The sequence below is a fragment of the Pseudomonas sp. FEN genome (assembly GCF_904067045.1).
Lineage (GTDB): Bacteria > Pseudomonadota > Gammaproteobacteria > Pseudomonadales > Pseudomonadaceae > Aquipseudomonas.
In genome coordinates this window covers 973454-985956 of record NZ_CAJFDC010000036.1, presented here as the reverse complement: position 1 = coordinate 985956, position 12503 = coordinate 973454, and the positions used below count along the sequence as shown (strand labels likewise).

Genomic DNA, 12503 nt, shown 5'->3' with positions numbered 1-12503 from the left:
TTATGGCGGCCACCTGGATGGGATGATGACTGTTCTGCGCCTTCCTTTTATTGTGTTGTTGACCGGCCTGCTCGGCTTGGCCGGCTGCAGCGTGCACCAGCCGGTTTCCCTGTATCAGTTGGACAGCGGCACACCGGGTCAGCCTCAACAAAGCACGGGGATGTCGGTGGTACTCGGGCCGATTTCCCTGGCCGATTACCTGCAACGCGAAACCCTGCTGCAGCGCCAGCCAGACGGCAGCCTGACCGCAGCTACCGACGGTCGCTGGGCTGGCAGCCTGTCGTCTGACATCAATCAGTTGCTGGTGCGCCAGTTGGCCTGGCGGCTGGACAGCCAGCGCGTGGTCCTGGCGCCGGCGATAGCCGGGAGCACGCCGGATGTGCAGGTGCTGTTGTCGATTACCCGACTGGACTCCGGTGCCCAGCAACCGGCTATCCTCGATGCGCAGTGGCGTTTGCTCGACCGTCGTGGGCAGGTACGGGATAACCGCATCGTGCATCTGGAGCAGCAGCACACCGGCACATCGGCGGCGCAGGTCCAGGCCCAGGGGGAGCTGTTGCAGCGCTTGGCAGAGCAACTGAGCGTGGCGCTCAAACCACTGGCCAATCAACCGCCAGTGGTTGAAAACCGCAAGGTGACGGCCCCGGCTTCGGTCAAGCAGGCTGATCCCGGGAAGCCGAAAATCCCGATGGCTTCGCCGATTCGTACCGATATGGAAGTGTTTCGCTTCTGAGGTCCGTGCCCAGTCAGCAAAAAGCCCGCATCGAATGCGGGCTTTTTGCTGGGCGTGAGAGAAGTTATACGCCATCCCAAGCTCAGCTGATCTTGTGGGAGCGGTGCTTGCCCGCGAAGCTTTTAGCGACCTCGAGGCCCCTTTCGCGGCGGTGCGGCGATCGCTCCCACAGGGGCGATCGTCACTCGCTCAGGCGGCCGTTATCAGCCCTTGGCCCGGGTCTCGTGCATCCGTGCCAACTGGCGCTCCAGCATCGACGGATACGGCTCCATCAGACGCTCCACGCAGCAAGCACCCTCGGGACTGGCAATCGGACGAATACGCGCGCGCTGGCGAATCAGTGTGTCGTCACTGATTCGCCGTTCCACCAGCAACAGGTTGCGACTGTGCTGCGACAGCGCCAGGGCGTCCTGGGCGGTCTCCGTCAGCAGCAGGTCGATCTGGCTCAGACCGAACAACTCGTCACCCAAGGTCAAACCAAGCTGCAGTTGCAGGGTGATGCCGCTGTCGGCCACTTCGATCTGCAACTGGTGGCCCAGCGCCCGAAGCAGCTCGCCACAGCAGATGGCGTTGGTCAGATAGTCGTCGCCGCTGTTTTCGGTGTGGAAGAGCATCAGGGTGCTGCCATCGTTCAGGGTGTGCAGTTCACTCTCATACAGGGAGGCGGCCTGGTCCAGGCAGTCGCGGTAACGGTCCAGCAATTCCGTCAGGCGCGCGCGTGGCAGGCGCCGTAACTGGTCCTGGGCGCCCAACTGCACCGCCAGCACCGCGCTGTGCTGTGGCTGGCTCGGCGCTATCGGCTGCGGCCTCACTGCCGCGCTCGCGGTGCGCGGGCTTTCACGCAGGTCGGCGAACGGATCTTCATCGTCCAGTTCATCTTCTTCGCTGCTGACGATATGCCGGGGGGCCGGCTTGGGCGCCGGGGCCGCCGCCGTCTCGTCGAAACTCGGATCGCGCAGGTTGCGGACCTCGAAGGCCGGCTCGGCGTGCTCTTGCTCGGCGTAATCGTGTTCGTCGTAGTCGATTTCCGGCTCGGGCTCGGGTTCCGGCTTGACCGGGGCGAAGCGCGAATGCAGCTGGCGCGCCAGATCGCCGATTTCATCCTGGCGCTGGGTTGCCGGGGTATGTTCGTCCATGTCCCGCAGCCAGACCCGCAATTGCAGCAGTGGCGTGGAGATATGCCGGCCCAGGCGCAGGCTCAGGGCCAGGGCCAACGCCAGCAGGATCGCGCTGAGGATGCCCATGCTTTGCAGGCTGATGGTCATCGGTTGCTGGAATTGCGCCATGTCCAGGCTGATACGCAGGTGCCCGGCGGTCACGTCCTGGAAGGTGATCTTGGTCTGGTACAGGCCTTCGGCTTCGCCCAGCAAGCCGTTTTTCGGACGCTGGCCGGCTTCGGCGAGGATGCGGTTGTCTACGCTGTAGATCGCCGCATGGGCCACCAGCGGGTTCTTCGTCAGGTTGTTCAGCAGCACGTTGAGGCTGAGGATGTCGTTGGACACCAGCAGTTCCGTGGCGGAGGTGGCTGTCTGGGTGGTCAGGCTCTGGCCGAGGGCGTCGGCCTGCTGGTGCATGGCTTCCTTGAATTGCAATCCCATCACGCAGGCGTAGATCACCAGCGCCAGCGCGACGAGAATCACGTTGTGGCTGGCAATGCGCAAGGCAAGCGGTACACGGCGGTGACGCAAGGCCCGGAAGATCAGCAGGAAGAAGTTATCGGTTTTGACTGGCGTGGGCCGGTTCACTGAGCGCGGCTCTTTTATCCGTGAAGTTGACGCGCAGTATAACGAGAGGCCCTAGACCGGCAAAGCGCTGGCTGTGCCCGATGGTCAGTGAAAGTGGGTAGAATGCGTTTTTTTTAACGAGCGGGGGTGCGCTTTGCGCGAAATCGTCCTGATCAGCGTCACCGGGGAGGACCGTCCGGGTCTGACCGCGGCCATTACCAGCGTGCTGGCACAAGCGGCTGTGAACATTCTCGATATCCGCCAGGCGGTTATTCACGGCAGTCTGGCGTTCGGCATCCTGGTCGAGTTTCCGGACGCCGAGCAGTCCTCGGCGTCGCTCAAGGACATCGAGGCCAGCACCCCGGGGCGCGAACAGCAGGTGCGTTTCACCCCTGTTTCGGAAGCCGAGCACCGGGACTGGATGGCGAGCACCACGCAGAAGCGTCATGTCGTGACCCTGATGAGTCGCCAGGTGACCGCCGAGCAGTTGCAGCGGGTAACCGCGATCAGCGCACGGCACGGCCTGGAGGTCGAGCGGATCGACCGTCTGTCGGCGCACACGGCGCCGGATGCGCCGTCTGGTACTGGCAAGAGCTGTTTCGAGCTGTCGCTGCACGGCGACTTGAACGATCCGCAGGCCCTGCGCCGCGAATTCCTCGATGCGGCCCAGGAGCTGAACGCCGACATTGCCCTTCAGGAGGACTCGCTGTTCCGTCGCCACCGACGCCTGGCGGTGTTCGACATGGACTCGACCCTGATCGAGGCCGAAGTGATCGATGAACTGGCCAAGGCTGCCGGCGTGGGCGATCTGGTTTCGGCCATCACCGAGCGGGCCATGGCCGGCGAGCTGGATTTTCGTGCCAGCTTCAAGGAGCGCCTGGCGCTGCTCAGGGGGCTGGACGTGAGCGTACTGGATGCCATCGGTGCCTCGCTACGCCTGACCGAAGGCGCCGAAGTGCTGTTCGCCGAGTTGAAACGCCTGGGCTACAAGACCGCGATCCTGTCGGGCGGCTTCACCTATTTCGCCAAGCAATTGCAGGCGAGGCTGGGCATCGACTACGTCTTCGCCAACGAACTGGAAGTGGTGGACGGCAAATGCACGGGCGTGGCCGTCGAGCCGATTGTCGATGCCCAGCGCAAGGCCGAGCTGTTGCGTGAGCTGGCGGCGAAGGAAGGCCTGAGCCTCGAGCAGACCATCGCGGTCGGCGACGGCGCCAATGACCTGCCGATGCTGGCGATTGCCGGTTTGGGCGTGGCGTTCCGTGCCAAGCCGTTGGTCAGGCACTCGGCCAAACAGGCTATTTCGACCCTGGGGCTGGATGGGGTGCTGTATCTGCTGGGTGTCCGGGATCAAGACGGGCAGCGCTGAACTTCGCTGTCTATCAGATCACATCGCTAGCAAGCGGGTTTCTAGAGGACTTTCCACAGCGAGCCGAAATCATCCTCGGCCGCACCCGGACCGACGACGCTCGGGTCGGTCTTGGGTGCCGCCGGCTGTTCGAACAAACGGTATTCGAACTGATTGAAGCTGCCGGTGCTGGCCAGGCGTTTGCTCAGCCCGGCACGGCGCTCTTCACCGTTGCTGTTGATGATCACCTTGTGCCCCTCCTGGAACGGCAGGCGTGGCGCCAGCAGCGTGGCGGGTACGCCGATGGCGCTGATCTCCGGCAGCAGCAGTGCCCGCAGGTACTGGCTGTTGCCTTCGCTACCGCGCACCAGTTGCAGTCCGCAAGGCTGGGCATGCGGGGCTACCAGTTCGATACCCATCTGCGTGCCGCCGCTGCGCACCTGGCGTATCCAGCGCACCACGGCCACGCTCCAACCCTGGCTTGAGGCATCCTGGACTCCGACCATTTCGCCGGCCTGCAATTGAGCGGGCACCTCCTTGGGCCAGGCCAGGCAGTAGCCGCCGGGGCTGTGATTGATGATCTGCAGGTCATGGGTCGGGAAGTCTTCGGCACTATTGAAGGCTGCCTGGCTGCTGTCGGCGTCACTGCTTTGGTACTGGATTTCTTCGTAGGGCAGCAGCGTGTCGGCGCTGCCGGCGCGCTGGGCGTCGAAGGCGTGGCTCCAGGCATCTTTTTCGGCGCTGTTGGCCAACTGCACCGCGAATTGCGCGGCCTTGCTGGCCGCGGGGATCTTGAGGATATCGCTGAAGGAGCGCTGACCGCCGAGGTAGAAGTGCAGCGCGCTCATGCCGATACACAAGGTCAAGGTGCCCTGTCCCGGTGTGCGCTGGAAGGTGCGTTCGGCGGCTTCGCCCCAGGCGCCGCTCAGGTGCTGCAGTACGTCAAGGCTCAGACCGTTGGGTACCGGCAACTGCGAGTGTCCGCGCAGGTCGGCGGGCAGCTCGAGGTATTCCTTGATGGCCTCGACCAGGGGCAGGGTGTTGATCCCGATCAGGCTCGGCAATTGCTCGGCGGCGAACAGGGAGGTATAGCGTGGCGGGGCATCGCTACCGGGAGCAACGGCGAACAGGCTGCTAGCCTGCTCGGCACCTTGCAGTTTGACCCGCGTACTCCAGGGTTCGAGGACCTCGGCCAGCCGGGCAATGTTGTTCTGCCGCATCTGGTTGCAGCGCGCACAACCCAGCAGCAGGGCGACAATGTAGGTTTGTTCGACGCTCAGTGGTAGCGCCTGGCTGGTCTGTTCGTCGAACACCGGGTTGTGGTGTACCTGATGGGCCAGGGCCAATTGATAGAGCTGGTGTATCTCGAACCAGAGGCTTTCCGGTACTGGGCAATAGAGTTGGCTGGCGCGCACCAGGGGGCCGTTGAGGCAGTGCAGGGCCCGTTGTATGGCGGTGGTCAGCAGGCTGGCGCGGTCCTTGCCGGCGCGGGAAGCCACGCGCATGGCGATCTGTTTGTAACCAATGGCCAGGTGGTTCTGCAGGGCCTGGCAGAGGTTGGCGACTTTTCTCGGGCGTTCGTCGAGGACGATGGATTGGTTGAGAAAGTGCCGCTCCAGGTGCTTGCAGACGTAGTACACCTCGGGGCGCAGCAGTTCCAGCAATTGCAGACGGTTTTCGCTGGGGGTCAGTAACAGATTGAGTTCGCTCAGGCCCTGATAGAGCAGGCGAGCGGTTTCCCCGAGGTTGGCTTTCGGCAGACCGGCGATCCAGCGCTTGAGGTCGCGTGGTGTCGCATCGCAGAAAGACAGGCTCAACTGCGTGGGCGTTGGTGCGCGCAACAACAGATGGGGACTCGGATTACTCATGTAACGGACCAGCTCCGATGGCGAAACAACCTGGACGATCGACAAGCCAGGATGCCAAAAAACGATGGCAAAACAATGCCATGACTCTAGCAGGGTTACGGGGGGCTGCAGCCTTGCCGGTCGATCCCGGTTGCAACCCGTTGCCCGGGCCCTTGTTCATCGGGCTCGCGAACCATCCACGAGCCTGAAAAGCCAGCTGCGTATCAGGCCTGGATGGGAGCGCCGAGGCCTTGGCCCATGCGCACCGGCGAGCCCGCGACAAGCCCTTCCATCCATTGTACCTGTTGTGGACCGAACAGCACGATGGCGGTGGAGCCCAGTTTGAAGCGCCCCAGTTCGGCGCCTTTTTCCAGATGGATGGGCTGGCGGGCGGCTTCGTCGTAACGCACGGTTTTCAGCTCGCGCTTGGGCGGAGTGACCAGTCCGGCCCAGACGGTTTCGATCGAGGCCACGATCATCGCGCCGACCAGGACCACGGCCATCGGCCCGCGCTCGGTATCGAACAGGCAGACGACCCGCTCGTTACGGGCGAACAGCTCCGGCACGTTTTCAGCGGTGGTCTGGTTGACCGAGAAAATACGTCCCGGCACATAGACCATTTCCCGTAGGGTACCGGCCAGGGGCATGTGCACCCGGTGGTAGTCCTTGGGTGACAGGTAGATGGTCGCGAAGTCGCCGCCCATGAATGGCGCGGCCGTGGTCGCGTCGCCCCCCAGCAGCTCCAGCACACTGAAGCTGTGGCCCTTGGCCTGGAATACCCGACCGTGTTCGATCGGACCGAGCTGGCTGACCGCGCCGTCCGCCGGGCTGAGAATCGCCCCCGGGGTTTCATCCAATGGACGGGCACCTTCTTTCAGGGCGCGGGTGAAGAAGGCATTGAAGTGCTCGTAGGCGCTCAGGTCCTCGACCAGCGCCTGGGACATGTCCACCTCATAGCGCTTGGCGAACCAGGCGGTAAAGGCGTTCTTGAACCAGCGCACGCGGCATTCGGCGATGCAGCCGGCCAGGCGCGACAGCAGGTGATGGGGCAGCAGGTACTGGCTGAGGATGAACAAACGCTTTTTCATCAAGGATCCTTGGAAATCTCAAATCTCTACGGGGGTGTCGGGGTGATTGCCCCATTCGCCCCAGGAGCCGGCATAACCTTTGACGCGCGGATAACCGAGTGCCTTGGCGACCAGATAGGTAAAGCCAGAACGATGGTGGGTCTGGCAATGGGTGATCACTTCCTTGTCCGGGGTGATACCCAGCTTGGCGAGGATCTGCGGCATGTCGCGGCGGATGCGCAACTGGCGTTCCGGGTCCATGCCGGCGGTCCATTCGAAGTTCACCGCGCCGGGAATGTGCCCGCCCTTGGCGGCCAGGACTTTTTCACCGCTGTACTCCAGTGGGCCGCGGGCGTCCCAGATGGCCAGGTCGGCGGCGCCGAGACGGCTTTGCAGGTAGGCGCGGGTCGCGGTGGGCTCGTCGTGCAGGGTCAGGGCCACCGGGCCGCCGACGGCTGCGGGGGTATCGATGGTGACCGGCAAGCCTTCGCCCAGCCAGGCGTGCAGGCCGCCATCCAGGTAGTGGTAGCGGCTATGGCCGATGACGTCGAGCAACCAGATGAAGCGTCCAGCCCAGCCGCCACCTTCATCGTCGTAGACCACGTAGACCGCGTTCGGGTTGTGCCCCAGTTCGCCGAACAGCGCTTCGAGCAGTTCCTTCGCTGGCATCAGGCCAGGTGCGGGCGGCAGACCCAGTTGGGTACGCTTGGGATCGACGAAGCGCGCGCCGGGAATATGTCCCGTGGCGTAGCGGGCGCTGCTGGTCAAATCCACCAGGATCAGTTCGGGTGTGTCGAGGCGGGGCAGCAGGTCGCCGGGCTCGATCACCAGCGGCAAGCCAGAGAAGTCAGGCATATGAGGTCTCCAGGGCGCAAAAAAAGGGATTGTAACGCAGCATCAGGCGCCGCGGTGGGTAAAGGCGTGCAGCGCCTTCTCGATGCACTGTGCGGTTTTGCCGAAGGCCTGCACGGTCATTTCCGAGAAGGGGCCGCCGCCCTGGTCGGCGAGCACCAGCATGGCCACCCGGCCATTGCTGCTCAGGGAGCGTAGCAACAAGTGCTCGCCAGGGAACTGCGCCCGCAGGTTAGCGGGCAACAGGGCCGAGAACTGGGCGTTGTTGGCCGGGGTCAGGCGAATCTGCGCCGGTTTGCTGAGCAACCGGCGCAAAACCGGACTCGGGCTGATCTGCAACACCAGGTTGGCCGACTCTTTCGCCAGTCCGGCAATCTGGTGTACCCGCAGGGTGCTTTGGGTCCGGTCGGCCATCAGGATCATGACCCGGCGCAATCCACAGGTGGTCAGGGCGTCGCAGGCGACGCCGGTCAGGTGCATCGCGTTGGTGAACCGGCTGGGCTCGGCCAGCAGTTCGGCGCAGTGTTTACGCCAGATTGCCAGGGCTTCGGGTGAAGGATCCGTCGCCGGTAGCAGGCCGCTGTGCACGCGCCGCATCCTGCCGCGCCAGATCAGTGCTTCGGCCGGGTGCCAGAGGTCCGGCATGCTGTGCTGATTGGCGCTTTGCGCCGCCTGCTGATGCAGTTGCTGCTGCAATTCGTCCATTGGCAGTTGCAGGTACAGGCTGGTCAGGTATTGCCAGCGCAGATGATGTGGGCTGTCCCAGGCCTGTTGCGCCGAGAGGGCCAGGCCGTTGGCCAGCAATACCGTATTGGCGGGTTGGTTCAGCCAGCGGCGTAGTGCCGGATCGGCGTCGAGTCGCTGCTGCTGTCGCAGAGGATGTTCGTTGTCACGAGCGATGTGTAGCACCCTGGCCAGCATGTGCAATTCGGTTTTCAGCAGGTGATAACCCTGGGTGACCCAGTTCGGCAGGCGCCAGATGTCGGCCATCGCCTGGCACAGGTCGAGCAGGCGAACGCCGAACAGCTCCTGCTCGACGGCAGGTGCCGACTCGTTTTTGTGAATCACCCGCAGCTCCCAGTCTTCGAGCAGGTTCGGGTGAGTCAGGGCCAGTGGCCAGAGGGGGGAGAGAAACAACAGGCTGCCCCAATGGATGTCCTGCCAGAGGCGTGCCAGGCGGGCGGCGAACAGACCATTGGCCTGCTGACTGGCATGCTGGCTGATCAACTGGAGCTGGCGCAAGGCCACTGGAATTTCTTCCGGTGCCCGGGCCGGCAGGCGCGCCAGCAGTTCCTCGGTGCGTTTCAAGCCCAGGCGATTGAGCGCGACCTCAAGGTTCTCGGCCGGTTCGGTCATGCTGCCATGGGTGTGCTGGTTGGCTTCGCAGATCACGCTCAACGCCAGCGCCGGGCTGTCCTGCATGAGCTCGGCGATATCGCGCAATGAGCTACGACTGTCGCGGATGGCGCGGCAGACACGGTCGTGACTGTCCCGGGGGACGGGCAAACGCACGGCTTGCAGTAGCTTGATCCAGCCCGGCAGCGTGTTGGGTCTTTGCGTGGAGACAGTCGTTTCGTTAGCCATATTCGGGCGCGATCATCATCACTGTTAACAGGCCCGTAATGGGCTGGGCAGGCGTTGCGCAATCGGCCGCATGAGGTGGCGCATGGCCGGTTTTCTGGCTTTTCGCCTGAACTGGCTATAGTCTGGCGCAGTTTTGCCGATAAGTAGAAGAAGAGATTTATTAACTTCCGAATATGACCTTGAACCCGACTCAGTAAGTGCTCTCTACCTATGGCTAAAATTCTCGGCATCATTGTCGTATTCGCGAGCGTGCTCGGCGGGTACGTGCTTTCCCATGGCAAGATCGCCGCCCTGATCCAGCCCTTCGAGGTGATGATCATCGCCGGTGCGGCGTTCGGTGCGTTCCTGCAGGCCAACCCGGGCTACATGACCATGCATGTGGTCAAGAAGTCCCTGGGAATGTTCGGTTCGCGCTTTACCCACACCTTTTACCTCGAGGTGTTGGGGCTGATCTACGAGATCCTCAACAAAAGCCGCCGCGAAGGCATGATGGCGATCGAAGGCGATATCGAAGATGCCGCCGCGAGCCCGATCTTCGCCAAATACCCGGCCGTGCTCAAGGACGAGCGCATGACCGCCTACATCTGTGATTACTTGCGGATCATGTCCTCCGGCAACATGGCTCCCCATGAGCTGGAAGGGTTGTTCGATATGGAACTGTTCAGCCTGAAGGAAGAGCTGGAGCACCCCTCCCATGCGGTGACAGGCGTCGCCGACGCCATGCCCGGCTTCGGTATCGTCGCGGCGGTATTGGGGATCGTGGTGACCATGGCCTCGCTGGGCGAGGGCGACCAGAAGTCCATCGGCTTGCACGTGGGTGCGGCGCTGGTGGGGACCTTCTTCGGTATTCTCGCGGCCTATGGCTTCTTCGGTCCGCTGGCGACCGCGTTGTCCCACGATGCCAAGGAAGAGCTGAACATCTACGAAGCGATCAAGGCTTCCCTGGTGGCTTCGGCTTCCGGCATGCCGCCTTCGCTGGCGGTGGAGTTCGGGCGCAAGGTCCTGTATCCGAAGCACCGTCCCAGCTTCGCCGAGCTGGAACAAGCGGTTCGCGGTCGCTGAGTCATGGAAAACAATCAGCCGATCATTATCAAGCGCGTCAAGCGCTTTGCTGCCGGGCATCACGGTGGCGCCTGGAAAATTGCCTTCGCCGACTTTGCAACGGCAATGATGGCGTTCTTCCTGGTGCTGTGGCTGCTGTCCACCGCGACCCCGGAACAGAAGATCGCCATCGCCGGTTACTTCAAAGACCCGATCGGCTTCTCCGAGAGCGGTACGCCCTACATCATCGACCTGGGCGGTTCGCCGGTGCTGGCACCGGACAAGACCCTCAATCCGGAAGTCAAATCCCAGCCGCAACCGGACAAGGTCACGGTCGACACCGATCAGGTCGAGAACATGGCCGAGCAGGTGGAGAAAGAGCGCCTGGAATTGTTGCTGCAAGAGTTGCAGAAAAAGGTCGACCAGAGTCCGGAACTGCAGAAATTCAAGGACCAGATCCAGTTCGAGATCACCCCGGACGGTTTGCGTATCCAGATCATGGACGCGGAAAACCGGCCGATGTTCGACTCTGGCAGTGCGCGGCTGAAGCCTTACTTCGAAGACATCCTGCTGGCCATGGCTGACACCATCAAGGCGGTGCCGAACAAGATCAGCATCAGCGGCCACACCGATGCCACGCCGTACTCCGGCACCGGTGGTTTCGGTAACTGGGAGTTGTCGGCCAACCGCGCCAACGCGGCTCGGCGCGCCCTGGTGGCCGGCAGTTATCCGGACACGCAAGTGGCGCGGGTGGTGGGTTACGCCTCGTCCTCGCTGTTCGACAAGGCCAATCCACTCAATCCGGTCAACCGCCGTATCGATATCGTGGTGCTGACCAAGAAGGCGCAGAAGGCCATCGAAGGCGAGCAGGGCGCGGATGACGCCAAGCCGGCGCCGACCCCGGGGCAAGGTGCTCCGGGCGAGGTCCCGACGGATCCGAATGCGTTGCCGGCCGACAAGCAGCCGCTGCCGGCCCATGAGGTGCGGCAACGCTTGAACATCTTCGAGGACGGGGTGTTGAAGATGGATGAGCCGGGCAAGCCCAAGACGGGCTCGTAGGAGCGAGCTTGCTCGCGATGGTAGTCCTGGCGCCGCGGGGCGTCAGGTAGCCGACGTCAGCGTTGGCGTCCATCGCGAGCCATCGAGCGTCGACCGGCTGCTTGTGCAGTTAGCCTCAGCCCAGCCTCAATAGCTGTCTTGCGGCAGGCTGGCGATAATCGAGCGATAGCTGTTCATCCGCTGCTGCTGCACACGTCCGTCTTCCAGGGCCTTGAGCAGGGCGCAGCCGGGTTCGCGATCATGCTTGCAGTCGCGGAAGCGACAGGTGCCGATCAGGTCGTTGAACTCGATAAAGCCCGCTTCGACATCGGCGCGACTCACATGGCCAAGGCCGAATTCGCGAATCCCCGGCGAGTCGATCAGTTCGCCGCCGCCGGGGAAGTGGAACAGCCGCGCGGTGGTGGTGGTGTGGGTACCCTGGCCGGACAGTTCCGAGAGCGGGCCAACGCGGGTGTCCACCTCGGGCAGCAGGCTGTTGACCAGCGAGGATTTGCCGACCCCGGACTGGCCGACGAACACGCTGATGTGTCCATCCAGTTGTCGCTGCAACTGTTCCATGCCATCGCCCTGATGGGCCGACACTTCCAGCAGCGGATAGCCCAACTGCCGGTAGACCGCCAGCAACGCATTCAGGGCTGGGGCATTGTGCTCGTCGATCAGGTCGAATTTGTTCAGCAGCAACAACGGCCGGATACCGGCGTGTTCGGCGGCAACCAGATAGCGGTCGATCAGGTTGGCATGGGGTTCTGGCAGTGGCGCGAAGACAATCACGATCATGTCGACGTTGGCGGCCACCGGCTTGAGCTGGCCGCGGCTATCCGGGCGCTTCAGTTCGGTGCTGCGCGGCAGTTGCGCGACGATCACGCCGATACCCTGGTTGCCGGCACGCCAGACTACCTGGTCGCCGGTCACCAGCGCCGGCAGATTGGCTCGCAGGTGACAGCGGAACACCTGGCCCTTGAGCTCACCCTCCAGCGCCTCGACTTCGACCTGCACGCCGAAGTGCGCGATCACCAGGCCCGTCTGTTCGGCTCCCAGGTCGCCGCCTTCCAGCGCTTCCACGGCCTGGGACTCGCGTTTGGCGGCGCGCGCGGCGCGTTCGCCCTGGATTTTTTCGATGCGCCAGTTCTGGCGGCGGTTGAGCTGGCGTTTGGCCATGGGTGTTCCGTGTCGTTGAATCGGCGGGGAGGGTCAAGCGGTCGCGAGTTTAGCACGCCCGGCAGGCGTGGCCTGCGCTAAACTGTCCGG

10 protein-coding genes are annotated in these 12503 nt (G+C 63.3%); 4 read left to right on the top strand and 6 right to left on the bottom strand.

All coding sequences use genetic code 11. The features are described 5' to 3' along the window. Positions 1 to 25 precede the first annotated feature (25 nt). Positions 26 to 733, top strand: coding sequence for a membrane integrity-associated transporter subunit PqiC (locus tag PFEN_RS27985; RefSeq protein WP_191489812.1), 708 nt, complete (start codon positions 26 to 28; stop codon positions 731 to 733). 203 nt (positions 734 to 936) lie between these two features. Here PFEN_RS27985 and PFEN_RS27980 read toward each other — a convergent pair whose 3' ends face one another. Continuing rightward, positions 937 to 2478 (bottom strand): AhpA/YtjB family protein, encoded by a 1542-nt coding sequence (locus PFEN_RS27980; protein WP_191489811.1) that lies wholly within the window; start codon positions 2476 to 2478, stop codon positions 937 to 939. 133 nt (positions 2479 to 2611) lie between these two features. On the opposite strand from PFEN_RS27980, the gene serB reads away from it, so the two are divergent. After that, positions 2612 to 3826, top strand: coding sequence for a phosphoserine phosphatase SerB (gene serB, locus PFEN_RS27975; RefSeq protein WP_191489810.1), 1215 nt, complete (start codon positions 2612 to 2614; stop codon positions 3824 to 3826). Positions 3827 to 3867: 41 nt separating this feature from the next. Here serB and PFEN_RS27970 read toward each other — a convergent pair whose 3' ends face one another. From PFEN_RS27970 to PFEN_RS27955, 4 genes are all read right to left on the bottom strand, one after another. Beyond that, positions 3868 to 5673 carry a molecular chaperone gene (locus PFEN_RS27970; protein WP_191489809.1) on the bottom strand — a complete coding sequence of 602 codons (1806 nt, stop codon included), beginning with the start codon at positions 5671 to 5673 and terminating at the stop codon, positions 3868 to 3870. 203 nt (positions 5674 to 5876) lie between these two features. Then, positions 5877 to 6740 (bottom strand): archaetidylserine decarboxylase, encoded by an 864-nt coding sequence (gene asd, locus PFEN_RS27965; RefSeq protein ID WP_191489808.1) that lies wholly within the window; start codon positions 6738 to 6740, stop codon positions 5877 to 5879. A gap of 18 nt (positions 6741 to 6758) precedes the next feature. After that, on the bottom strand, positions 6759 to 7574 hold the full coding sequence (locus tag PFEN_RS27960; RefSeq protein ID WP_191489807.1) for a rhodanese-like domain-containing protein: 816 nt from the start codon (positions 7572 to 7574) through the stop codon (positions 6759 to 6761). A gap of 42 nt (positions 7575 to 7616) precedes the next feature. Then, positions 7617 to 9155, bottom strand: coding sequence for an HDOD domain-containing protein (locus tag PFEN_RS27955; protein ID WP_191489806.1), 1539 nt, complete (start codon positions 9153 to 9155; stop codon positions 7617 to 7619). Between the two features lie 210 nt (positions 9156 to 9365). Between PFEN_RS27955 and motA the strand changes: the two genes are divergently transcribed. Then, a complete protein-coding gene (gene motA / locus PFEN_RS27950) occupies positions 9366 to 10217 on the top strand; it encodes a flagellar motor stator protein MotA (protein WP_191489805.1) in 852 nt (283 codons plus the stop codon). A gap of 3 nt (positions 10218 to 10220) precedes the next feature. Beyond that, positions 10221 to 11255 (top strand): flagellar motor protein MotB, encoded by a 1035-nt coding sequence (motB, locus tag PFEN_RS27945; RefSeq protein WP_191489804.1) that lies wholly within the window; start codon positions 10221 to 10223, stop codon positions 11253 to 11255. A gap of 126 nt (positions 11256 to 11381) precedes the next feature. Here the strand turns inward: motB and rsgA are convergent, their stop codons facing one another. Then, positions 11382 to 12413, bottom strand: a complete 1032-nt coding sequence (rsgA, locus tag PFEN_RS27940; protein ID WP_191489803.1) for a small ribosomal subunit biogenesis GTPase RsgA — start codon at positions 12411 to 12413, stop codon at positions 11382 to 11384. Between the last annotated feature and the right edge of the window lie 90 nt (positions 12414 to 12503).